Source organism: Phocaeicola faecicola (assembly GCF_013618865.1).
In the GTDB taxonomy this organism is placed as follows: Bacteria; Bacteroidota; Bacteroidia; order Bacteroidales; family Bacteroidaceae; genus Phocaeicola; species Phocaeicola faecicola.
The window spans coordinates 26,831-50,167 of the sequence record NZ_JABSOE010000033.1 but is presented as its reverse complement, the minus strand read 5'-3'; the positions used below and the strand labels follow the sequence as shown (position 1 = coordinate 50,167).

General features: G+C 47.2%; 16 protein-coding genes. 8 read left to right on the top strand and 8 right to left on the bottom strand.

Going from position 1 to position 23,337, the window contains the following annotated elements:
* The first annotated feature begins 469 nt into the window (after positions 1-469).
* From H3001_RS10455 to H3001_RS10435, 6 genes are all read left to right on the top strand, one after another.
* Positions 470-1,534: a leucine-rich repeat domain-containing protein gene (locus H3001_RS10455; protein ID WP_181214879.1), complete on the top strand. Its 1,065-nt coding sequence runs from the start codon at positions 470-472 to the stop codon at positions 1,532-1,534.
* Positions 1,535-1,639: 105 nt separating this feature from the next.
* The gene (locus tag H3001_RS10450; protein WP_181214878.1) at positions 1,640-2,632 is read left to right on the top strand and encodes a LacI family DNA-binding transcriptional regulator; all 993 of its coding nucleotides are present in this window, start codon (positions 1,640-1,642) and stop codon (positions 2,630-2,632) included.
* Between the two features lie 171 nt (positions 2,633-2,803).
* The gene (locus tag H3001_RS19485) at positions 2,804-3,118 is read left to right on the top strand and encodes a hypothetical protein (protein ID WP_246368552.1); all 315 of its coding nucleotides are present in this window, start codon (positions 2,804-2,806) and stop codon (positions 3,116-3,118) included.
* Positions 3,091-5,499 (top strand): glycoside hydrolase family 38 N-terminal domain-containing protein, encoded by a 2,409-nt coding sequence (locus H3001_RS10445; RefSeq protein ID WP_246368551.1) that lies wholly within the window; start codon positions 3,091-3,093, stop codon positions 5,497-5,499. The genes H3001_RS19485 and H3001_RS10445 overlap by 28 nt, the downstream gene beginning before the upstream one ends.
* 27 nt (positions 5,500-5,526) lie before the next feature.
* Positions 5,527-7,878, top strand: a complete 2,352-nt coding sequence (locus tag H3001_RS10440) for a GH92 family glycosyl hydrolase (RefSeq protein ID WP_181214877.1) — start codon at positions 5,527-5,529, stop codon at positions 7,876-7,878.
* Positions 7,879-8,111: 233 nt separating this feature from the next.
* Positions 8,112-9,446: a sigma-54-dependent transcriptional regulator gene (locus H3001_RS10435; RefSeq protein ID WP_181214876.1), complete on the top strand. Its 1,335-nt coding sequence runs from the start codon at positions 8,112-8,114 to the stop codon at positions 9,444-9,446.
* A gap of 87 nt (positions 9,447-9,533) precedes the next feature.
* Here H3001_RS10435 and H3001_RS10430 read toward each other — a convergent pair whose 3' ends face one another.
* From H3001_RS10430 to H3001_RS10395, 8 genes are all read right to left on the bottom strand, one after another.
* A complete protein-coding gene (locus tag H3001_RS10430; RefSeq protein ID WP_181214875.1) occupies positions 9,534-10,994 on the bottom strand; it encodes an ATP-binding protein in 1,461 nt (486 codons plus the stop codon).
* A gap of 10 nt (positions 10,995-11,004) precedes the next feature.
* The gene (locus H3001_RS10425; RefSeq protein ID WP_181214874.1) at positions 11,005-12,132 is read right to left on the bottom strand and encodes a sensor protein KdpD; all 1,128 of its coding nucleotides are present in this window, start codon (positions 12,130-12,132) and stop codon (positions 11,005-11,007) included.
* Positions 12,133-12,192: 60 nt separating this feature from the next.
* Positions 12,193-13,698: a TrkH family potassium uptake protein gene (locus tag H3001_RS10420; protein ID WP_181214873.1), complete on the bottom strand. Its 1,506-nt coding sequence runs from the start codon at positions 13,696-13,698 to the stop codon at positions 12,193-12,195.
* 259 nt (positions 13,699-13,957) lie between these two features.
* Positions 13,958-14,545: a K(+)-transporting ATPase subunit C gene (locus H3001_RS10415; RefSeq protein ID WP_181214872.1), complete on the bottom strand. Its 588-nt coding sequence runs from the start codon at positions 14,543-14,545 to the stop codon at positions 13,958-13,960.
* A gap of 24 nt (positions 14,546-14,569) precedes the next feature.
* Positions 14,570-16,606, bottom strand: a complete 2,037-nt coding sequence (kdpB, locus tag H3001_RS10410; protein WP_181214871.1) for a potassium-transporting ATPase subunit KdpB — start codon at positions 16,604-16,606, stop codon at positions 14,570-14,572.
* Between the two features lie 92 nt (positions 16,607-16,698).
* Positions 16,699-18,405, bottom strand: a complete 1,707-nt coding sequence (gene kdpA, locus H3001_RS10405; RefSeq protein WP_181214870.1) for a potassium-transporting ATPase subunit KdpA — start codon at positions 18,403-18,405, stop codon at positions 16,699-16,701.
* A gap of 51 nt (positions 18,406-18,456) precedes the next feature.
* Positions 18,457-18,537, bottom strand: a complete 81-nt coding sequence (locus tag H3001_RS19630) for a potassium-transporting ATPase subunit F (RefSeq protein WP_181214881.1) — start codon at positions 18,535-18,537, stop codon at positions 18,457-18,459.
* Positions 18,538-19,084: 547 nt separating this feature from the next.
* Positions 19,085-20,377 (bottom strand): cytidylate kinase family protein, encoded by a 1,293-nt coding sequence (locus H3001_RS10395; RefSeq protein ID WP_181214869.1) that lies wholly within the window; start codon positions 20,375-20,377, stop codon positions 19,085-19,087.
* Positions 20,378-20,526: 149 nt separating this feature from the next.
* Here H3001_RS10395 and H3001_RS10390 point away from each other — a divergent pair, with 149 nt between their 5' ends.
* A complete protein-coding gene (locus H3001_RS10390) occupies positions 20,527-21,375 on the top strand; it encodes an AraC family transcriptional regulator (protein WP_181214868.1) in 849 nt (282 codons plus the stop codon).
* Positions 21,376-21,675: 300 nt separating this feature from the next.
* Positions 21,676-23,322, top strand: coding sequence for a dipeptidyl-peptidase 3 family protein (locus H3001_RS10385; protein ID WP_181214867.1), 1,647 nt, complete (start codon positions 21,676-21,678; stop codon positions 23,320-23,322).
* Positions 23,323-23,337: the final 15 nt, after the last annotated feature.

Sequence of the window (23,337 nt, the reverse complement as noted above, 5' to 3'; positions counted from 1 at the left end):
CTATCGCAATTTGGCCCAGCCCCTAAGGTAACTGATTCAAATATGCGACAAGCATTTTTTGAAAACAAATATTGTAAATCAAATAATTAACGAGTCTTTTTACAATTATTAAGAGACACTAGTGAAATATTGTTTAACTTTAATACCTGAAATTATGACTAGAAGCAGATTTGAAGTAATTTATGAGGCTGGAAGCAGATGTACAACCTATCTTATGCTGTATGGCGGTACGGAAAGTGAAGCAAAGGAAGAGTTATACAGAAGAGGTAGCGTGGCTCGGGGTAGGGAGATTATTATCTTGAGCATCAGACCTTGCTGATAACAGCCATCGACCGGTATCTTTTTACGGACAACCTCCGTTGTCTGTGTAAAAAGATATCGGTCTGCCTTTCTCAGACGGCTTGATGCGAGAAGGGGAAGAGCAGAAAGAAGTACATGAAGAATGCTGAATTAAAATAAAAGATAGCCGATGTTGACAAAAGGAGATGTATGCCGCATGGCAGGATTTACGATAGAGGAACTGGAGAGTGGAGACTCAAGCATCCGGCTTGCAGGAGTGACGGATGAGTTGCCGGAAGGGCTTTGCCTTTATGAACTTACGCTGGAAGATTGCCGTACTCTGACATGCTTGCCTGCCGACTTGAGGGTACGGTGCCTGAAGATAATCCGGTGTCCTAACCTGCATGTACTGCCGGATCAGCTTCTGCTGGATGAATTGTTGATAGAGGATTCCGAAATTACCGCACTGCCGGAGAATTTTTCCTGCGCGCACCGTTTGATATTGAATAACTGTTCCCGTCTGTGCAGGATTCCTCGTTCATGCATCGCTTTTGCAGAAGATCTGGTCATACGCAATTGCAGGGCTTTATCCTACCTTCCGGACATCAGGATTGTCTTTGGAAATCTGGACATCTCCGGGACTTCCATCTCCGCGCTTCCCGGCAATCTGAAAATTGGAGGTCGGCTGAGTGCCTGCGGCAGTTCTTTGAAAACACTTCCGGCAGGCATCCGTATCGGAGGAGATGTTGATTTGAGCAACTGTAAGAAACTGGAGTCATTGCCGGAGGGACTGACGGTAAATGGAAATTTGAATTTGGCCGGATCGGCAATCGGGCAACTTCCGGACCGTTTGACGGTAGGTGGGATACTGAATCTTTTCTTTACTGCCGTGCAAGCATTGCCTGTTGATTTACGGGTGGAAGCAAGCATCCTGGGTATGGAAGGTGCGGCTTGTACGATGAGGGAAAAACAGGATTTCCCCACCTGTCTGCGCAGGCTTATTTGGAGAAACAGCGGTTACTTTCAATATGAGAATGCACTTTATAGGGTGATTGCCCAGGGAGAGAATTATTGGAAAGTCCTCGACTCCTATACGCTTGTATCCCTGATGCTGGAGAGAAATGATGTTTGTCTGGAAGATGATCTTTATATTGTAACGGATGGCAGACATTCTTATGGAATGGGGAATTCCTTGCAGGAAGCACATCATGCCCTTGGTGATGGCAATGTCCCGGCTGACAGTTTCTGTCAGTAGAATTCAGTAGAATATTAAACAAACTTAAATTAAAAAATTATTTTGTTGGAAACGGGTCTCTTATGAGTAAAGTTTGTATTTTTAAACCGGTTAAATATACACGTTATGTCAATAAAAGAGATCGCAGAAGCATTGAACCTTTCCAAGGCGACGGTTTCCTGGATTCTTTCGGGGCAAGGAGAGAAAAAAGGATTCAGTGAGAAAACCATCAAGCGTGTGAAAGATTATGCGGATTCGGTGAATTACAGTCCGAATCTGATTGCCCGCAGCCTTTCATTAGGGACTTCGAATACGATAGGGCTGATTATTCCGTTTATCGATGATACCTTTTATGCCCAGTTGACAATGGCGATAGAAAGAGAGGCAATCAAAAACAAATACATGCTGTTTGTCTGCAGTTCGGAAGGAAACGGGGAAAAGGAATTCGAACTGATGAAAGCGCTGCGGTCCAAGCAGGTGGATGGTCTGATCATTGCCCCCAACAACCTCTCCAGGGACGGTATTGATTATCTTAAAAAAGAATCTTTTCCTTTTGTGCTGGTCGACCGGTATTACCCCAGCATTCCCTCAAATTATGTAGTGGTGAATAATAAGGAAGGCTGCTATGATCTGGTAAAGCGGTTAGCGGTATCTGGTGCGCATAAAATAGCACTGGTTACTACTGATGTGCATCTTTATGTAATGAAGCAGCGCATAGAAGGTTATTACCAGGCACTGACTGATGCGGGATGTGAGAGGCTGGTTTCTCTGGAGCTTTTTATCGACAGAGCCAATTATCAGACAGATATTATCGAAAAACTGGATGGTTTGTTTGCTGAAGTGCCCGATGTGGATGGATTTTTCTTTGCTACCCATTATCTGGCTTTGGAAGCTATCCGTTATTTCATCCGTAAAAAGATCGATTTCCATTCCCGTTTTCAGATGGGATGTTTCCATGATACCTCAGCGCTTGATATTCTGGCTCCTGAGATGGCTATATCCAGGATGCCTATTGCCGAGATGGGCAAAGAGAGTGTAGCTACTCTTCTGGAGAACATCCGGAAAGGCAAGGAGTTCGAATATGTTGGAAAGGTAGTAAAAAACGAACTCATAGTCTGACGTGCTTTGCTTTTTGACTGATAATTTAACCGATTAAATAACCTTTAAACAGGCCGATTGCTATTATTATGTAAAAACATGTCGAGGGGATAGAGATGAATGAAAAATAATCATAGGCAGATTGACCTTATGGCGAACGAATATGGATTGTTTATGGCTAAAAATAATATTATGAAAAGAAAAACAGGCAGAAGATGGCTTCTTATGCTATTGGGGGCAGGTTGTATGATTCCGGACTACGCACAGTTCGAGAAAGATATTTATACATGCGATGAAGAGACTTTCCGGTTGTTGAAGGATTTGTCCGACTCTCAGTTGGGAAATGGCAGCATTTACCTTTTTACTACCACGCATCAGGATTTGGCCTGGCTGAATCATCTGGATGCATGTATAGCCGACCGGGATACTCTTTGGCTTACTCCTTTTTTAAACGACTTGAGGAGGATCCTGCGTTTAAGATGGATATTGAGCAGACTTCCATCGTGATGGAGTATCTGCACCGGCATCCGGAAACGAAGCCTTTGTTTGATAAGTACATTAAGGACGGGCGTATCTGTATAGGGGGAACTTTTGTACAGCCGTACGAGGAAATGTATTCGGGAGAATCGCTCGCGCGTCAGTTTTATCTGGGAGCCCGCTGGTTGAAGCAGACTTTCGACGGGTATCAGACCTTGTCGTACTTTAACGTGGATGTACCGGGCAGGACCTTGCAGATGCCTCAGATTATGAAGAAGGCGGGAGTCAACAACCTGGTCATTAGCCGTCATGAGAGGGGGCTGTTCAACTGGGCTGCTCCGGACGGGTCTATGGTAAGGACCTATACTCCCGGTCATTATATCTATTTTTATAATGTAATGGCGAAGCCGGATACCGCTGCGGTCAAGGAACTGGGAAAAGAGGCCATATTGTGGTATACGAAATACAATAACCATAAGAATGCTGAAACCGTGATGCCGGCCATGCTGAATTATGAGCTTTCATGGGACCAGAAGCCGGTGGCCAATTCCCTGGAGTTTACTGAAAAGTGGAATCAGATCAGATATATCCGTAAGGCAGGAGACAAAAAGTTCACTAAGGTGAATTTGCCGAAGTTCAGGTATGCCACGGCCGACAATTTCTTCAATGCCCTTGACCGTTCTACCGGCAGTCTTCCCGTAAGTCAGGGAGAGCGTCCGAATGTATGGCTTTACATCCATGGACCTTCGCATGAAAAAGCGGTGACGGCAAGTCGTAAAGGGGACATGCTGTTGCCGGCAGCCGAGAGGCTTGCATCGTGCCGTGCCATGTGCTCGGGGTCTTTTGTGCAGTATCCGGAACAGGCACTTCATGAAGCCTGGAAGGCTAAAATATATCCCGACCATGGTTGGGGAGGCAACCGTGGGGAACTGACGGATAATGAGTTCCGCCGCCAATATGAATTTGCTCTGTCTGAGGCCGAAAAACTGCTGTCGCAGGAGGCTGCTTATCTTGCCTCATCGGTCAGAACGGACTTGAAGAAAGGCCGTCCGGTCGTACTGTTCAATCATCTGGCCTACCGTCGTACAGTCCCGGTTTCGTATGTGGCTGCTTTCGGGGAGGGAGAGGCAATGCATTTGACGTTGTCGGATGCGGAAGGAAAGAAACTGCCTGTCCAGTTGTCCGAAATCGACCGCTATGCAGACGGTTCCATTAAAAAGGTCCGGATTGACTTCGTGGCCTCTGATGTTCCTTCATTGGGCCATCAGACTTATTATGTGAATCCGTGCAATGCTGCCCCATCCTCGGCAGAAGTACATGCCGACAGTGTCCGGATAGACAATCCTTTTTATACCATCAGTCTGGTTCCGGGAGGCATCCGGAGCCTGTACGACAAGGCTCTGGGAAAAGAACTGTTGCGGACCGATAAGTTTCTGGGAGGAGAAATCGTTACCTTGCACTCGGAAGGGAATGGTGCCGGTGAGTTTGATGCCGTGCAGCAACCGGACATGGAAGGATTTGATAAGGTGTCACTGCATGCCGGACAGTGGCAGCTGATTGAAAACGGACCGGTATTTTCATCTTATAAATTGCGCAGTCCCATACGGCATGCAGTCGTAGAGCAGACGTTGAAGATTTATCATCAGACGAAACGGATAGATATTCATGTCGACCTGTTGAACTGGGAAGGAGTGATGTTCCGTGAGTTCCGCATGATGTGGCCGTTGGCAATGGAAGGAGCGTCTGTCTCGTACGAGGTTCCTTACGGGTCTCTTACGGTCGGCCGGGATGAGATGCCTGGGGCTGCAGGTGAGCGTTATTATGAGCTGAATAAGAACCAGCATCCGCGGGGAATCGGCAACTGGATTTGTGCGGGTGATAAGACAGGCAATGTGATACTGACCGGTTCTGTGGCTGTGGCCGATTATATCGATCCTACCGACAATCCGGTGTCGTATCCGATCCTGCAGCCGGTGTTGATGGCTTCCCGGAAGAGTTGTCATTATCTGGGAAATGATTATTTCCAGCCGGGCGATCATTCGTTTGATTTCTCGATTACTTCCCAACTGGCCGAGGCTTCTGTCGAAGAAGCAGGAGTCTCACCGAATGCTCCGTTGCTGGTGACAGATTCGCCTGTGGCATATGCGAAGGCAGCGTTGCCTGAGAATTATTCCTTCCTTTCGCTGGATAATCCGAATGTCAAGGTAACGGCCTTGAAGAAATGCGAGGATGACAACAGCTGGATTGTCCGTATGTATAATTGCTCCGGAGAACCACAGAAGGTGAATCTTGCCCTGCCGTTTACTCCTTCAGCCATTAAGCATACCACATTGATTGAGGAGGAACTGGAAACGGTGAATACCCTTGTTCTCGAGCCGTTTGCGATAGAAACTTATAAAATAATAAGATAGTAGATAACCTGTTAACACAATCAACTGATGAAAAAACTGATTATTTCATTATTCGTGGGCGCGATGTGTTTGTCTTCGTGCCATACCGACAAGCAGGAAGAGAGCGCTCCTGAGTCATTGACCCAGTACGTGAATCCGCTGATAGGCACTGCTCATTGCAGGTGGTTTCATTTTACTCCCGGGGCATTGCCTTTCGGAATGGCCAAACCGGCAGCGGCGACAAATGCCAGTGTTGGCAACAAGAGTGGATGGGAGGCTACCGGTTATGATTATCGGGATACTTCCATTGAGGGTTTTCCTTGCCTGCATGAATTTCAGGTGGGCGGTATCGTACTGATGCCTACTACCGGGGTACTTAAAACCGTTCCCGGAGCGGTCAATTCAAAAGGCGAGGGGTACCGTTCCGAGTTTAGCCATGAGGAGGAAGTCGCACAGCCAGGGTATTATTCCGTATGGCTGAAGGACTATCGGATAAAGGCCGAACTGACAGCGACCGAAAGAGTGGCCTATCAGCGTTTCACCTTTCCTTCCGGTCTGGACAGCCACATTCTGTTTGATATCGGCAACCGTCAGGGAGAGAGCGGGGCAGCCGTAGATGCTGAAGTGAATATCGTAGATGCTAATACAGTGGAAGGATGGGTCAGAACGGCTCCGGAATATTGCAAGAAATACCAGAAAGGAGCTACCATCACCATGTATTTTTCGGCTCGGATGGATAAGGCGGCAGCATCATGCGGCACTTTTGTCCGGGAGAAGATCAGTGAAGGAAAAAAGACTGTCAGGGGTGTTGGAGCTGGGGCTTACCTTACGTATGCCACGAAAGACGGGGAGGCCATTACGGCTAAAGTCGGACTGTCGTATACTTCGGTAGAGAATGCACGGAATAATCGCTTGCAGGAAACGGATCATGATGCGCTGGCTTTTGATGAGGCCCGCGAAAAGTCTCATGCTACCTGGGAGAGTTATCTGGGCCGTATCCGCGTGGAGTCGGATGTGAAGACGGACAAGGTAAAATTTTACACCGGACTGTATCATGCCATATTAGGACGGGGAATCGCCAGTGACGTGAACGGAGCTTATCCCAAGAATGATGGAACCGTCGGACAGTTGCCGATGAAAGACGGTAAGCCTGCCTTCAACTTCCACAATACGGACGGCATCTGGGGAGGTCAGTGGAACCTGATGCAGGTGTGGGCACTGGCTTATCCGGAGCATCTCTCCGACTTCATCAGTACGCACATTCAGGTGTATAAGGATACCGGATGGATGGGCGACGGCCTTGCCTGCAGCAAGTACGTATCGGGAGTAGGAACCAATCAGCTGGGCAATATCATTGCTGCCGCCTATCTGTGCGGTATCCGTGATTTCGATGTGGAGACTGCCTACGAGGCCGCACGGAAGAATGAACTGGAGGGAAAGGACCGTCCGTATGGAGCCGGAAAACTGGATACAGACCTCTTCCTTACATACGGCTATGTACCTCACAAGGATAAGGGAGAATATCCGGATGAGGCCTGGATGTTCTCTGCTTCCCATACTTTGGAATATTCTTTTGGGGCCTATGCCGTTGCCCAAATGGCAAAGAGTCTGGGCAAGGAAGACGATTATAAGCGGTTGATGCATCTTTTAAAAGGATGGGAAAGAATATACAATGACAAGACACACCTTATCCATCCCAAGTGGGAGAATGGCAAGTTCATCGAAAACTTCGATCCGATGCAGGTCTGGAGAGGTTTCCAGGAAGGCAACTCCTATCAGTACACGTTTTATGTGCCTCACGATGCCCATGCATTGATTGCCAAGATGGGCACAGAGGAATTTACGAAGAGACTGGACCGTATCTTTACGGTTTCCGAAAGTAAGATTTTCAGCGGCGGGACTGAGATTGATGCGTTTACGGGACTGGAGACTTATTACAATCAGGGAAATCAGCCTTGCCTGCATATCTCCTGGCTGTTCAATGAGGCCGGGAAATATTCGCTGACTCAGAAATGGGTGCGTACTATCCTCGACAAATTCTATGGTACAGATGGAGTACACGGGTATGGATACGGTCAGGATGAAGATCAGGGACAGCTGGGAGCCTGGTATGTGATTTCTTCCCTGGGTCTCTTCGACGTGAAAGGGCTGGCCGATTATGAGCCCCGCTTTTCAATCGGAAGTACGCTGTTCGACAAGGTTACCATTCAGTTGAATAAGGAGTATTATCCGGGAGATACCTTTGTGATAGAGGCAAAGAATAATTCCAAGGAGAATTTGTATGTCAAAGAGTTTAAGCTCAACGGGGAAACATTGTCCGTACCTTCCGTGAAGTTCCAGGATGTGGTAAAAGGCGGAAAACTGGAAGTGGAGATGAGTGCTTCTCCTTCTGAGATGTAAGCCGTAATACAGGTATTGTATCGAAAGATGCAGGAAGAAGCGGGCGCAAATCCAGCTACAGGGTTTGCGCCCTTTCTTTTTCATTCTGGAATGATATTTACTGGAAATGCCTTCAGAAGGGTTGCATCCGGAAGCATGATTGCCATTAAACTCACTACGGTACATGCGTTGCAATTTAATAAAATTGTATCTTTGTAACTGATAAGAAAGACTTATAAAAAATCAGTCAGTTTATGGTACAAATTTTAGTAATTGATGACGAAGAACCTATTCGTAAGCTGTTGGCTCGAATGATAGAACTGGAAGGTTACAAGGTATTGACTGCAAGTTGCTGCGGGGATGCATTGCAGCAATTGCAGAAACAATCCTATGATGTCATTCTTTGCGACGTGTTCTTACCCGATGGTAATGGCGTTGATTTTATTCTGGATATCAAAAAATACGCTAATGAGGCTGCAATCATACTGCTGACTGCACACGGTAATATTCAAGACGGGGTACAGGCTATCAAGAATGGGGCGTTCGACTATATCACCAAGGGGGATGACAACCGTAAAATCATTCCTACCATCAATCGTGCGGTGGATGAGACCGAGAAAAAGAAGGGGAAAAAGTCAGCTTCAGTAGCTTATTCTTTTGATTCGATTGTCGGAAAATCAAAAGCGCTGACCCAGGCCATCTCGCTGGCGCAGAAAGTATCGAAGACGGATGCGGCTGTATTGCTGACCGGAGAGACCGGTACGGGGAAGGAAGTCTTTGCGCATGCCATTCATCAGGCCAGTCAACGGGCAGCATATCCTATTGTAGACATCAACTGTTCTGCTTTCAGTAAAGATTTGCTGGAAAGCGAGCTGTTTGGTTATAAGGCCGGTGCTTTCACGGGGGCCCTGAAAGACAAGAAGGGGTTATTTGAGGTGGCCAATCATGGAACCATTTTCCTGGACGAGATCGGTGAAATGGCTTTCGACTTACAGGCCAGGCTGTTGCGTGTACTGGAGACCGGAGAGTACATCAAAATAGGGGATACCAAGCCGACTAAGGTGGATGTCAGGGTGATATCCGCTACCAACCGGGATTTAAAGAAAGAGATAGAGAACGGCAACTTCCGCGAGGACCTGTACTTCCGCTTATCCGTTTTTCAGATAAGCCTGCCTCCGTTGCGGGACCGAAAAGACGATATTGAGAGTTTGTCGTATATGTTTCTGGAGAAATTTGCCAATAAACTGAAGAAGCACATCAATGGAATATCTCCGGAGGTGCTGAAGATATTGGAAAATGCTGAATGGAAAGGGAACGTAAGAGAACTCCGGAATGTCATCGAAAGATGTTCTATCATGTGTGAGGAAAATCAGATTAGCTTTGAAGATTTGCCTCTCGACTTACAGAAGCGTACACCTGAAGTGGCTCCGGCGAAGGATTCTTTTGAACTGGCGGAAATTGAGCGGATGCATATTATAAAAGTATTGCAATATACCCATGGAAACAAGACAGAAACCGCACGTTTATTGAAAATCGGACTGGCCACTCTTTATCGTAAGATTGAAGCATACAAAATCAACGTAGGATAATCAAACAAACCGTTTATAAGCAGCCGGGTAATTCTTGTCTGCTTATAAACGGTTTCTTTATGAAGGGCAGGGGGGAATGGACTCCCGTCAAGCCTTCAGGCGTAAGGTAAAACAGCTGCCTTTTCCGATTTCACTTTCTACGGTCAAAGTGCCTCCATGTGCCTCCACGAAATCTTTCGAGATAGACAGTCCGAGTCCGCTGCCTTGCACTTTGGTACCCGGAACCCGGAAATAATGATCGAAGATACTCTGGTGATAGCGAGGATCTATGCCCTTGCCGAAATCGCGCACATACATTTCAATGTAATTGTCATCCGTCTGGCGGGTACCGATAATGATCCGGCCGTTTTCGGGAGAATAACGGATGGCATTCGACAGCAGGTTCGTCAGTACCCATGCAATCTTTTCGCTGTCTACAAACAACTTACCGATTTTATTCTCCGGATATTGTACTTCAATCTGAATGTTGAATTTCTCTGCTTGCACCCGGTTGGCCTTGATGGCATATTCAATCAGTTCTATCGGCTTGGTGATGCGGGGCTTGAGCTGTAGTTTACCCGATTCAACCTGCGTCATGTTAAGCAACTCGCCGGTGATGTTCAGCAAGCGCTCACTGTTGTCCTGAATGCTTTGTGCCAGTTCTTTCTGTTCGTCATTCAAGTCGCCGACCCGACTGTCTTCGAGCAGTTGCAGACTCATCATAATGGCAGAAATAGGTGTTTTCAGTTCGTGTGATATCGTTGAGATGAACGTCGTCTTCGCAGAGTCCAGCTCCTTGAACTCCGTGATATTTTTCAGCATGATCACATACCCTTCTTTTACACTGCCCGAATTGTTTTTCCCGGGTTTGTTTATCTGCATGCATTTCATCTGAAAGTAACTTTCCTTATTGTCAGCATATATTTTCAAGGGTTCCGTCTTTCCGGTTTTGCCGCTGTCTTCCTTCTGTGAGTCCATCAGCTCGCGGATAAGCCGTCGTAACAAGTCATTGCGTATGGAAATATCCTGAGCCGATTTCTGCAGGACATCCTCCCGCTTTAAATTGAGGACATTCAGGGCCTCATCGTTGATGAATAAGATGGTCAGTTCATTGTTCAAGCCGATAATCGGTTCTTTCACACTGTTGATAATGGTTTCCATATAGTTCTTTGCCGCCTTTATCTGTGCCAGTGTACTTGAATGATAATCCGCAAGCCGTTTGGCCATCCGGTTGAAATTCTCGGAAACTTCTGCGAATTCATGGCTTTCCAGGTTCAAGCGGCAATCATAATTATGGTTGGCAATGTCTTTTATCCCGTCGATGATTCTCTTGATCGGTTTGTTGAAATAAGACGGAAGGACCGTCAGCATGAAAATACCGATTACGATGCAAAAGCCTCCGATAGACGAGATCCAGAGTAATGCGCGCTGCAGTCCGGGACCTGCAGCAGGACTGTTGGGCTCTGTGGCCGTCAGGATTTGCAGGTTTACAATAGAAAGCGAGACCAGAAGCACAATCATGGCAACAAGTGCTCCTATTGCGAGGGTCAGTTTTGTCTTGATATTCATAACATAGTTTTTATTGCGGAAAGATAATCAATTTTATATCCATTTCTGAAAGATTTTTAAGAAAATATCCATAACGGTGTATTTTAAAAATCTTGCTCCAGTTCAAATCGGGTTGTCCGATACACACTGTGGTGACATGGCGTTCACGGCAGACATCGATAATCGTCTGTATCACGTCGGATGATGCCACCTGTATCAGTTCACCTCCCAGCTCGGTCACCAGTTTAAAGTGGTTCAGCAAATGCCTTTGAACAGTGAGGTTGATTCTGTCAGGACTTTCAGAAGGTCTTTGAACATACAAAGCCATAAAATCGGTACCGTATCGCGACGCAAGCCGTGCGGTACGGCGTATGATGTGCCTCGGCGTTTTTTCATTGCTGCTGATGCAGGCGAGATACAGTTCTCTGTGAACGGCTTTTTCTTCGGGAGTCACTTCTGTCTCGACTTTCTTTTCAACCCGGAACGCCACTTCTTTAAGGGCTAGCTCCCGTAACTGAAGAATGTTTTCCGTCTTGAAAAAATTACTGAGGGCCGTTTGTATTTTCTCTGTCCTGTATATTTTCCCGGCTTTCAGGCGATTGATCAGTTCCTCCGCGGTCAAGTCTATATTTACCACCTCGTCCGCTTCTTCCAGAACCTTGTCGGGAATCCGTTCCTTTACTTCAATTCCGGCAATTCCCTTGATGTCCTCGTTCAGACTTTCGATATGTTGGATGTTTACAGCCGATATCACGTTAATGCCCGCCTCCAAAAGGTCCATTACGTCTTGCCACCGTTTGGCATTTCTGCAGCCATCCACGTTGGTATGCGCAAGCTCGTCCACGATTACCAGCTCCGGATGCAATTGAAGAATGGCATCCAGATCCATCTCTTCCAGTTCTTTTCCCTTGTAGAAAATCTTCTTGCGGGGAATGACGGGCAATCCTTCCAGCAGCGCTTCTGTACCGGCACGTCCATGCGTCTCCACATAACCAATCTGTACGTCAATTCCGTTGTCCAGCATTTCATGAGCTTCCTGCAACATCTTGTACGTCTTTCCGACGCCGGCAATCATGCCGATATAGATTTTGAAAACACCTCTTTGTGAGCGCTTGATCAGGTTTAAGAAATGCCGTACATTTTCCTCTTTATTCGCCATGGTTGTATAAGAATTTAGGTATATCCAGTCAGTAAATTTAAAACGAGTGATTGCCAGGGATTAATAATCGGCCCAGAAGCGTTTAGCGAACAGCAGCAGTACACTGAAGATCTCCAATCGTCCGATAAGCATCAAGGCAGAGAGAACCCATTTGGCAGCATCGGGCAGAGAAGCCCAGGAATAAACCGGTCCGTAAGCTCCCAGTCCCGGTCCCACATTGCCTATGGCAGATATGACGGTACTGAATGATTCCGTCAGCCCCACTCCCAGGCCCATCAATAAGGTCCAGCCGATGAAGATGCAAATCAAGTATGTGGTAAAGAATGTATACACTAACGCCGATGTCTGTACAGGCACCTGATCGTTGTTGATATGTACCGGCAGGATGGCTCTCGGGTGCAGCATTTGCCTGAACTGGTTCCGGATGTTCTGGAACATGATCAGCAGGCGCAGGTTTTTGACGCCGCCGCTGGTCGACCCCGTACATCCCCCTGATACCATGGCAAAAATAAGCAGCATCCAGGTAAACGGGGGCCATAAATTATAATCGTCTGTGGCAAATCCGCACGATGTATGGACAGTAGCCACTTGAAACAAGGCCTTACGGAAGGCAGTCTCCAGGTCATAATAATCCGTTACGAACAAGGCAAATGCAATGATTATCGTCAGGGAAGCTATCGAGATGAGGAACCAGTGCAATTCTCCGTCCCTCACTGATTTCCTGTATTTCCCCTTCAGGGCAAAATAATACAAAGAGAAGTTGACACCCGATAAAATCATGAACGCAGAGATGATATATTCTATATACGGAGAGTTCCAATAAGAGATGCTGTCCTGCTTGGTAGAGAAACCGCCCGTGGCCGTAGTGGCGAAGGACTGGCACAGCGCATCAAATAAATTCATGCCTCCCAGCATCAATAGTACCGTCTCCAGTAAGGTCAGCCCGATATAGATCAGCCACAGGTAACGTGCCATGACCTTGATTTGGGGATGAATTTTATCATGTGTCACTCCTGTAGCCTCCGATAGAAAAAGCTGCTGACTGCTGTCATTGAACAAAGGCAGCAAAGCGATGGTGAAAAGGACAATGCCCAGGCCTCCGATCCATTGTGTGAAACTGCGCCAGAAGAGCAATCCATGCGGCAAAGATTCGATGTCATTCAATATTGTGGCTCCTGTGGTGGTGAAACCCGACATGGTTTCGAAGAAAGCATCGGTAATGGACGGAATATATCCGCTCAAATAGAATGGCAACATGCCCAAGAGGGTAAATAATATCCACGAGATACTTACTATGCAATATCCATCACGCCGGGAGACATTCTTGCCTTTACGGTTGCCGGCAAGTACCATTATTCCGCCGATGGCGATATTGATTAACATCGTCCATATAAAATGGATATAGCTGCTTTCATGATAAAGGGCCGATACCCCTGCGCAGATGGCAAACAACCCGGCTTCAACTAAGATCAGTATGCCCAGGACATAAGAGACAGTTCCGAAATTAATCAGTCCGTCTTTCCTGTTTTTGAATGATAACGAATTGGTTTGATGAATCTCTTCCATATATAACATCTTTTGTCGACAGATAGGCAAAACGCATGCCACTGGATTCCTCAGTTTGTAATGTGTTAATTGATAGGTCTTTATTGAAATACGGGATGGAGTAAAGGCAAATTCCCCTTCTCATTTTGATAAACTTGAATCTTCAAAATGAGAAGGGGGATACTGACTGGCCATTGCCATCCCAGGCCGAATCCGCTGCAAGGCAGGTACGGTCATGGACCGTCAACTGCAAACCGGCATGTGGAAAGGAGCCGGTTGTTTATTGGCCTACGGTCGGATTTGCTTCCTCCAATGCAACGTTCAGTTTCAGCACATTGATTTTTGCTGGTCCGAAGATGCCCCACAAGGGCTTTTCTATCATCTTGTCGACGATGGCCTTCACATCAGCCTCACTCATTCCTCTGGCCTCTGCAACCCGTCTTACCTGGACATATGCACATTCAGGGGTGATGTCAGGATCAAGACCGGAGGCACTTGCGGTCACCATTTCCGCAGGAACGTCCTCGCGTTTCAGGTAAGGATGATGAATCAGAAATGTATCAATTCTGGCTTCCACTACTTTCAGATATTCCTCGTTGGTAGCCCCCTTGTTGCTGCCTGCAGCACTCGTGCCGTCATACCCGCTGCCTGCACACGAAGGTCTGCCCCAGAAGAATACGTCTTTCGTAAAAACCTGTCCCACGTTTGCAGCACCGACAACTTTGCCGTTGAGTGTTACTGTTTCCGCATTTCCTCCTTCACCGGGAGCGGCAAACTGAGCGAAAATCCATAATACCAATATATAACTGACCGAAAATAAGGCACAGAATGCCAGTGTAATCCGGACTGATTTCATTAAATTTTTCATAACTGTCTGTATTTGTTTTAATTATCAGAAAAATAACCCTACGAATAAATCTATCAGTTTAATCCCTGCGAAAGGTGCGATAATACCGCCCACTCCATAGATAAGCAGGTTTCTGCGGAGTAGGGCACTGGCTCCAATCGGCTTGTATTCCACTCCTTTAAGTGCCAGCGGTATGAGGATAGGGATGATGATGGCATTGAATATGATGGCAGAAAGGATGGCACTCTCAGGACTGTGTAATCCCATGATGTTAAGTGCTCCAAGCTGCGGGACGGAAACCATGAACAGTGCGGGGATGATGGCAAAATACTTGGCTACATCGTTGGCGATGGAGAAGGTGGTAAGTGTGCCACGTGTCATCAGCAGCTGTTTGCCGATTTCGACAATCTCTATCAGTTTGGTAGGGTCGTTGTCAAGGTCGACCATGTTGCCGGCCTCTTTAGCCGCCTGAGTGCCACTGTTCATGGCTACTCCTACGTTAGCTTGTGCAAGCGCCGGGGCATCGTTGGTTCCGTCACCCATCATGGCAACCAGTTTACCCGCAGCCTGTTCCTTCTTGATGTAATTCATCTTATCTTCCGGTTTGGCCTCCGCAATGAAATCATCAACTCCGGCTTTTTCGGCAATATACTTTGCCGTCAGTGGGTTGTCACCGGTCACCATGACGGTTTTTACTCCCATCTTGCGCAAGCGTTCAAAACGTTCCCGGATGCCCGGCTTGATAATATCCTGCAACTCAATCACGCCGGCGATTTCCTTATTGATGCATACCACCAGCGGGGTACCTCCATTGCTGGTAATCCGCCTGATGATTTCCTCGGTCTCTTCAGGAAATTCATTTCCTGCCTCGCTTACAATCGTACGAATTGCATCGAATGCCCCTTTTCGGATTTGAGTACCGTCCGCTAAGTTGATTCCCGAGCATTTGGTCTCTGCCGTAAACCGGATCATATGAGCGCCTTCTGTGTGCAGGTTGCGCATACGCAGTCCCTGTTCCCGTCCCAACTCTATGATAGACTTTCCTTCCGGGGTATCGTCTGATGCGGAAGACAGCATGCACGCTTCGATAAACCTGCGTTTGTCAAGACCTGCAACCGGATAAAAAGCTGTAGCCTTCCGGTTGCCGATGGTGATGGTTCCGGTCTTGTCGAGCAGTAGGGTGTCGATATCTCCGGCCGTTTCAACCGCCTTGCCTGATTTGGTGATGACATTTGCCCGTAAGGCCCGGTCCATTCCGGCGATACCGATTGCGGAAAGCAGACCGCCGATCGTAGTCGGTATCAGGCAGACAAAAAGGGAGAGGAATGCGGCTATGGTAATGACGGTGCCGGAATAGTCGGCCAGCGGTTTAAGAGTGATGCAAACGACGAGGAACACCAGTGTAAATACGGCTAAAAGGATGGTAAGTGCAATCTCATTCGGCGTCTTCTGACGGCTTGCTCCCTCGACCAGTGCAATCATCTTATCCAGAAAACTCTCGCCGGGCTGGGTTGTCACCACTGCCCTGATGTGGTCGGAAAGGACTTTAGTACCACCCGTTACGGAACTCTTGTCGCCACCGGCTTCGCGGATTACCGGAGCAGATTCACCGGTGATAGCACTTTCATCGATGGATGCCAGTCCCTCAATGATTTCACCGTCTGCCGGAATGACATCACCCGCCTCACATTCAAAGATATCTCCTTTTTTGAGCTGCGAACTGCTCACTGTCGTTACTTTACCGTTTACAATAAGTTTGACAGGAGTTTCTTCACGGGTCTTGCGCAAACTGTCTGCCTGTGCTTTACCGCGGGCCTCGGCTATCGCTTCGGCAAAATTGGCGAACAATAATGTCAGGAAAAGTATGACAAATATCCACAGGTTATAAGTGAACGAACCCTGTGAGGTGCTGAATGCTGAGTAAACGGTGACGAATCCCATGATTACGGTTGACACTTCCACAGTAAACATGATAGGGTTCTTGACCATCATTTTCGGATTCAGCTTTACAAATGACTGTTTCAGGCTTTCCATGACCTGATCCTTTTGAAACAGCGAGGTATTTTGATCTTTTGAATTCATATCTTCAGATTTTTTATTCGTAAGCTGACAAGCGTACAATCCCTTTCAAGTGCGATTGTCCTGCCTGCCGGCTTGCATGTTGTTGTCTTAAACTACAATGAAAAATGTTCTGCAATTGTACTCAAGGCCTGTGCCGGGAAGAATGACAAGGCTGCGACGATGAATATCACTGCAAACGTCATCACTCCGAATGTCGCCGTATCGGTCTGAAGTGTTCCGGCACTTTCCGGGATATATTTCTTCTGTGCCAGAAGTCCCGCTATGGCTACTTGGCCGATGATGGGGATGAACCGGCTCAATATCAGTACGATGCCGCAGGATACGTTCCAGAACCAGGTATTATCTCCCAGTCCCTCAAAACCAGATCCGTTATTGGCCGCACAAGAAGTGAACTCATACAGCATCTCTCCGAGTCCGTGAAAACCGGGGTTGTTCAGCCAGCCTCCTTCGCTCGCTACAAACGCAGGAGCATGTACATACAGATAGGCGGCAAGGGCAGTACCTACAAGGATGACGAAAGGATGAAGCAGTGCTACCACCGAGGCTATTTTCATTTCTTTTGCTTCCACCTTGTGGCACATGAATTCCGGGGTACGTCCTACCATCAGTCCACTGATGAAAACGGCTATGATAATGAAGGTAAAGTAGTTCATCCGGCCCACTCCGACGCCGCCGAACCATGTGTTGATTTGCATGTTCAGCATTTCAATCATATTGGAAAGCGGCATCGTAGAATCGTGCATGCCGTTTACGGAACCGTTGGACGTGACAGTCGTAGCCACGCTCCAGAGACCCGTTGCGCCGGCACCCAGCCGGACTTCTTTTCCTTCCATCGCTCCGCCGTCCTGGGCTATGCCCATGGCATCGATTCTTGGATTGCCTCCCATTTCCTGAGGCACATTGATGCATACTCCGATCAGGAAGGCGGCAAGCATTACTCCAAATATGCTATAGCCTAGTTTCTTGCGGTCTACATAGAAACCAAATGCAAATACCATTGCCATCGGGATGATAAGTATGGAACAGCATTCTGTCATGTTCGACAAATATGTGGGGTTTTCCAACGGATGCGAAGCGTTCACTCCATAGTAGCCGCCTCCATTCGTACCCAACTGTTTGATGGGTACAATCGCTGCGGCGGGTCCCTGGGAGATGTACTGGGGATTTCCTTCCAGCGTCGTGATTTCCATTTTGCCGTCAAATCCCATGGGGATACCTTGTGTGATCAGTATGAATCCGGCTACCAGCGATAAGGGAAGAAGAATTCGGGTGCAGCTCAGTACCAGATACTTCCAGAAGTTGCCGATGGTTTGGGTCGTTTTTTCACCAAGGGCTTTCATGATGCCTGCCATTGCGGCCATGCCTGTGGATGCTGTGATAAACTGGAACAGCATGATCACAAACAGTTGAGTGAAATAAGTCAGATGGGTCTCACCGCTGTAGTGTTGTTCATTGCAGTTAACCATGAACGAGATGCAGGTATTGAAAGCCTGATGTGCGGTCTGACCGATATTCCCATCCGGATTTAAAGGAAGGTAGCCCTGTACAACCAGCAGGACCATTCCCCATACAAACCAGAATGCGTTAACCACAAGCAAGGCCCTTAAAAACTGTTTCCAGTTCATCTCTTCTTCCGGGTTGATTCCGGAAAACCGGAAGATTACATTTTCTACCGGCTTCATGAAATCACTCCAGACTTTTTTCCCTTTATAGACTTTGGCAATATATTTTCCTAATGGATAGCTCAATGCTATCATTAAAACGATTTGTGCGATGACACCTAATGTTTCTGTATTCATACATTAATATTTTTTTTGGTAGAGCGTGCTACACATTGTCGATTCATTCATTTAAAACTTTTCCGGTTTTACCAGGACATACATCAGATAGCCGAACATTATCAGGCCTACTATAAATAATGCAGTGTACATAAATCTTTTTCTCCTCTTTGTTTTACACGTTTTCAAACCATTCGATACATTTCTCAAATAACCAGAAGCAGCTGATGCCTGTCAGCATGCAGACTGCAAAACCAATTGTAAACAGTTCCATCATTTTTATTTTTTAAGTTCATCTTATCTTATGCAAGAGGCATGCCAGAAAATAGATGATATGCGTAATATTTTGTTTATTAGCATGTTAATGAGTGGTGTGTAATTGGGGCTCCGGTTTCAGGCTTCTCAATTTGATAAATTGAGATTATTATTATGATATTGTACAACGGCCGGCCGAATCTGTCACCGGGCCGGTATCTTTTCTTTACGGATGCCCGGTCTTCAATGGCACTGGTATTTGGCATGTATGAAACAGAAAAGGCTTCCGTCATTGACCATACTTAAGTCAAATGACGGAAGCCTTTTACTGCCACACCCTTCAGTGTGGAGAAATTGGTATGAATCCTTCTCAGGGATACAGAGGATGAAAAAAGGAAACGGCGCAAATCAGCGGCCGGAAGGTTGCAGAGAGGAGGGAGAGGCTTTACCCGTTTTCATAAATCTTCCTGACCAATTTGCATGCCGTTTCCAGACCGATGGTTCCGGTGTTCAGCATGAGGTGATAATGGTGAGGTTCTCCCCATTTCTCACCGGTATAATATTCGTAATGATGAATACGGTTGCGGTTGATGCGGCGTATTTCCGATGCGGCCTCCTCGCGCTTGATGCCATATTCGCTCACACAGCGGGAAACGGCACTTTCGATATCCGAGTAACAGAATATCTTCAGAACCTTAGAATAATCTTTCAGAATGTAGTCTGCACACCTGCCGACAATGATGCAAGATTCTTTTTCTGCCAGCTCCTGGATAATCTTGCTTTCTGCAACGAACAGCACGTCATCCGATGACAGACTTCCCTCTATGGGCTGCTCACTGTTCTTTGACAGGATGCATTTAAGCCAGAAAGAGGGAATAGACTGTTCATTTCGGGCAATATACCCCTCGTCCATGCCGCTGCGCTGTGCTGCCATGCGGATGAATTCCTTGTCGTACAGTCTGATGCCTAGCTCCTTGGAGAGCATTTCACCCAGCAGATGTCCGCCGCTGCCGTATTCGCGTGCTATGGTTATAATAACAGGGTTGTGTGGTTGTTTGATATGAGCTCTTTCCTGCGGTTTCCGGTTGTTGATCCACTGGTCCAGGAAACGGTAATACGGGCTTACAAAGTGCACGATGGGGCCCACTATCAGAGCGGCAATGACAGTGCCTTCACGCACGCCGTATATGCCGGACATGAATACCAGGGACAGTATGCAGGCGATGGCCACCAGGGTCACGTCGAAACCGAGCTTGATGTAGCCGAATTCCCCGTGGAAGCGCCGTGTGATGACTTTCACGAAATATTCACCGGCCATCATTGCCGCATTGGCTTTCACTTCGAGGGCGATGCCCACAGCCAGAATCACACACCCCACCAGTAATGCGGAGATCATGTGGAGATATGTGGCCGGATTCAGCCAGAAAAGTATGTGATGCATGCAGATGTCTATGAATATTCCGAAACAGAAGGATATGGGAATCTGCAGCAGGAACATCCGCAAGTCGTCTTTAAGGTCGCGGCGTGTCATCATAAATGGCTCGAGCACCACGAACAGGATGTTGAGCATGATGGTCCATTCTCCGATGGTGAAGGGGGTGAACATGCTCAGTACGTATGTCACGCTGGTAATTGGCGACGTGCCCAAGGCGGCTCTGGTAATAAAGGCTATCCCAAGCGCATTCACAAACAGAGAAATACAAAACAGAAGATAACGTCTGAAAAGAAATTTGTCCATATGGCTTTTCTCATTTATAAAATTGCCGCAAAGTTCAACCTAAAATCCATAAGGACCGATATAAAAGAACAACTTATTTTGGTTTAAAACGAAACAACGGGTATCTTTGTCGCAAAAAACGGCTGAAGGATATTTCTATTTATGAAGTAATGGAATCATCGGGGACTACTGCCGGAAATACCTGCTGTTACGACTTTGAGGCACATTCAAGTGATTGTACCGGCATAAGGTTTGAGAGAGGCTTTTTCTTTTTGCTCGTCATAAACGGAACAGCCCGACTGGTCGATGCCTACGATGAATATGACCTTGACTGCGGGAATCTGGTGGTGCTTACCCCAAGTACAACCAGTACCATTGAGCATTTTGATGCCTGTTTTGCACTGAAGGTTGTATACATGGTCCCTTCGTATTTTGACAGTCTTCCCGACGGGCAGCCGCTCTATAATCAGGTTGCAGGCTATCTTGGCAATTACAGGCTTCCCGTGTTCCGTCTTACGGGTGACCGATTGGGCTATCTGAAGGAGAGCATGTCGCTTTTCGGAGCGCGGCTTAATGTGATGCAGGTCTATCACGACGGGATCATCCGTAACTTGTGCAACTTCTTTCTTTTGCAGCTGGCTGATGCCTTATGCGGAGAGCATACAGATACCATGGTTTCTGTAAAACGTGAGAACGAGATTTTCCGGAACTTCAAGAAACTCCTTGTGGCAAATTACCGTCAACACCATTCCATAGGATTTTATGCCGAGAGTCTGCACATTACGACCACTTATCTGTCGCGCGTGGTGAAGAATGTAACGGGGAATACCGTGTGTTTTCATCTCTCAAAGATGCTTTGCGCCGATGCGAGGCGCATGCTGGAGTGTACAGATATGGACATCAAGGAAATTGCAGATTCTCTCGGCTTCTCCGACCAGTCGGTTTTTGGAAAGTTCTTTATGCGTAAGACGGGATTGTCACCGTTAAAATTCCGCCGGAAGAACGATTCTCCAAGGTGAGGGCGCGGCTTTGCAGCGGGAGAGTCAGCGGATGCCGGGCTTTTTGCGTTTCTGCATAATCATTTCAAAATGTTTGCCTTGGCTCATATTTATTCTTTTTGTATCTTCGGCCCTGTAAAAGTGTTGGAGTCAATTGGGGAAAACGGCATTGAAAACAGCTCTGGGAGAGGACGGGCAAATGATATCAGAAACAAGGTGAAGCAAGAATGACGGTCATCCACGAATCTTTAGAGTGACTTAGTGAATAAAAATCCGACAGTAACGAATCTAATAGTATATAAATAACAAAACCAACAGATTATGAGGAACAGATTTATGAAATTTTCGGCATCGGTACTGGGAGTTGCTGCGATGGCTTCCGTACTGTCGTGTACCACTCAGCAGCAGGAGTCTCCGATGAAGGCCAAGGTGGAAGAATATGCACAGGTGGAACTGAAATCAGACCTGGTCAACGGATTGAATGACAAGGAAAAAGAACTGGTAAAAATATTTTTTCAGGTCGGCGAAATTACAGACGACCTTTTCTGGAAACAGACTTTCGGCGACAAGAGTGTGCTCGATACCCTTACCGACAGTTATGCCAAGAAGTTTGCCATGATCCAGTATGGAGCCTGGGACCGTCTTGACAACAACAAGCCCTTCCTTCCGGGATACGGCGAGAAACTGGATGTCTGCAATTATTACCCGCACGATATTACGGCCGAGGAGTTTGATGCCCTGGAAGATGAGAACAAGGATTCATGGTATACCGTTATCCGTAGAAATGCAGACGGTTCTCTGAAGAGCGTATGGTATCATGAAGAATATGCCGATGAAATCGGACGGATCTGTGCACTGCTTGAAAAAGCTGTGACACTGGCAGAAGACCCGGGCTTGAAGAACTATCTTCAGAAACGCATCGAAGCTTTCAAGACAGACGATTACCTGGAAAGCGACCTTGCCTGGATGGATATGAAAGACAGCAAGGTGGATTTCGTAACCGGCCCTATCGAAAGCTACGACGACAAGTTCCGTGAGACCAAGGCTTCGTACGAGTCTTTTATTCTTCTGAAAGATGAAACCAGAAGCAAGGATCTTGCCAAATTCGTATCCATGCTTCCTGCCCTCCAGAAGGAGTTGCCCTGTGAACCACAATACAAGACATTTGTTCCCGGTACATCGTCCGACCTGAATGTGTACGATGCCGTATTCTATGCCGGCGACTGCAATGCCGGAAGCAAGACCATTGCCATCAATCTCCCGAATGATGAGCGGGTACATGCGATGAAGGGAACCCGCCGCCTCCAGCTGAGAAACTCCATGAAGGCGAAATTCGATAAGATTATGATGCCGATAGGTGAGCTTATCGTTACGCCCGAACAGCAGAAATATCTGAACTTCGATGCTTTCTTCTGGAATGTGACTTTCCACGAAGTGGCTCACGGACTGGGTGTGAAGCAGACGGTAAATACGAATGAAAGTGTGGATGCGGTAATGGGCACTGAAAAGACTTCGTGGGAAGAAGCCAAGGCCGATATCCTGGGTCTGTTTATGGTAACCAAGCTGGTGGAGATGGGTGAGATCACCAACATCACTGCCGAAGATGCCATAACTACTTACATTGCCGGTATCCTGCGTTCCGTACGTTTTGGTGCTGCGTCATCACACGGCAAAGCTAACATGATGTGCTTTAACTATATGGAGAAGGCAGGTGCGTTTACCCGCGATGCCCAGGGACAGTATGTAATCGACTTCCAGAAGGCGAAAGAAGCCATGAACGGCTGGGCTGCACTGATCCTGAAGACTCAGGGCGACGGTAATGTCGAGTTTGCTACCAAGTATCGCGCAGAGAACGGGGGCATTACTCCTGAACTCCAGGCCGATCTGGACAAGATTAATTCGGTCGGTATTCCTCGTGACATTACGTTCATCCAGGGAAAGGACGTCCTTTTCGGTGAAACCAAATGATTTCCAGACTGTAAG

What these genes read in the sequence shown, in the direction of transcription:
- H3001_RS10455 (WP_181214879.1), top strand. Translation starts at nt 470, where the DNA reads ATGTTGACAAAAGGAGATGTATGCCGCATGGCAGGATTTACGATAGAG.
- H3001_RS10450 (WP_181214878.1), top strand. Translation starts at nt 1,640, where the DNA reads ATGTCAATAAAAGAGATCGCAGAAGCATTGAACCTTTCCAAGGCGACG.
- H3001_RS19485 (WP_246368552.1), top strand. Translation starts at nt 2,804, where the DNA reads ATGAAAAGAAAAACAGGCAGAAGATGGCTTCTTATGCTATTGGGGGCA.
- H3001_RS10445 (WP_246368551.1), top strand. Translation starts at nt 3,091, where the DNA reads ATGGATATTGAGCAGACTTCCATCGTGATGGAGTATCTGCACCGGCAT.
- H3001_RS10440 (WP_181214877.1), top strand. Translation starts at nt 5,527, where the DNA reads ATGAAAAAACTGATTATTTCATTATTCGTGGGCGCGATGTGTTTGTCT.
- H3001_RS10435 (WP_181214876.1), top strand. Translation starts at nt 8,112, where the DNA reads ATGGTACAAATTTTAGTAATTGATGACGAAGAACCTATTCGTAAGCTG.
- H3001_RS10430 (WP_181214875.1), bottom strand. Translation starts at nt 10,994, where the DNA reads ATGAATATCAAGACAAAACTGACCCTCGCAATAGGAGCACTTGTTGCC.
- H3001_RS10425 (WP_181214874.1), bottom strand. Translation starts at nt 12,132, where the DNA reads ATGGCGAATAAAGAGGAAAATGTACGGCATTTCTTAAACCTGATCAAG.
- H3001_RS10420 (WP_181214873.1), bottom strand. Translation starts at nt 13,698, where the DNA reads ATGGAAGAGATTCATCAAACCAATTCGTTATCATTCAAAAACAGGAAA.
- H3001_RS10415 (WP_181214872.1), bottom strand. Translation starts at nt 14,545, where the DNA reads ATGAAAAATTTAATGAAATCAGTCCGGATTACACTGGCATTCTGTGCC.
- kdpB (WP_181214871.1), bottom strand. Translation starts at nt 16,606, where the DNA reads ATGAATTCAAAAGATCAAAATACCTCGCTGTTTCAAAAGGATCAGGTC.
- kdpA (WP_181214870.1), bottom strand. Translation starts at nt 18,405, where the DNA reads ATGAATACAGAAACATTAGGTGTCATCGCACAAATCGTTTTAATGATA.
- H3001_RS19630 (WP_181214881.1), bottom strand. Translation starts at nt 18,537, where the DNA reads ATGTACACTGCATTATTTATAGTAGGCCTGATAATGTTCGGCTATCTG.
- H3001_RS10395 (WP_181214869.1), bottom strand. Translation starts at nt 20,377, where the DNA reads ATGGACAAATTTCTTTTCAGACGTTATCTTCTGTTTTGTATTTCTCTG.
- H3001_RS10390 (WP_181214868.1), top strand. Translation starts at nt 20,527, where the DNA reads ATGGAATCATCGGGGACTACTGCCGGAAATACCTGCTGTTACGACTTT.
- H3001_RS10385 (WP_181214867.1), top strand. Translation starts at nt 21,676, where the DNA reads ATGAGGAACAGATTTATGAAATTTTCGGCATCGGTACTGGGAGTTGCT.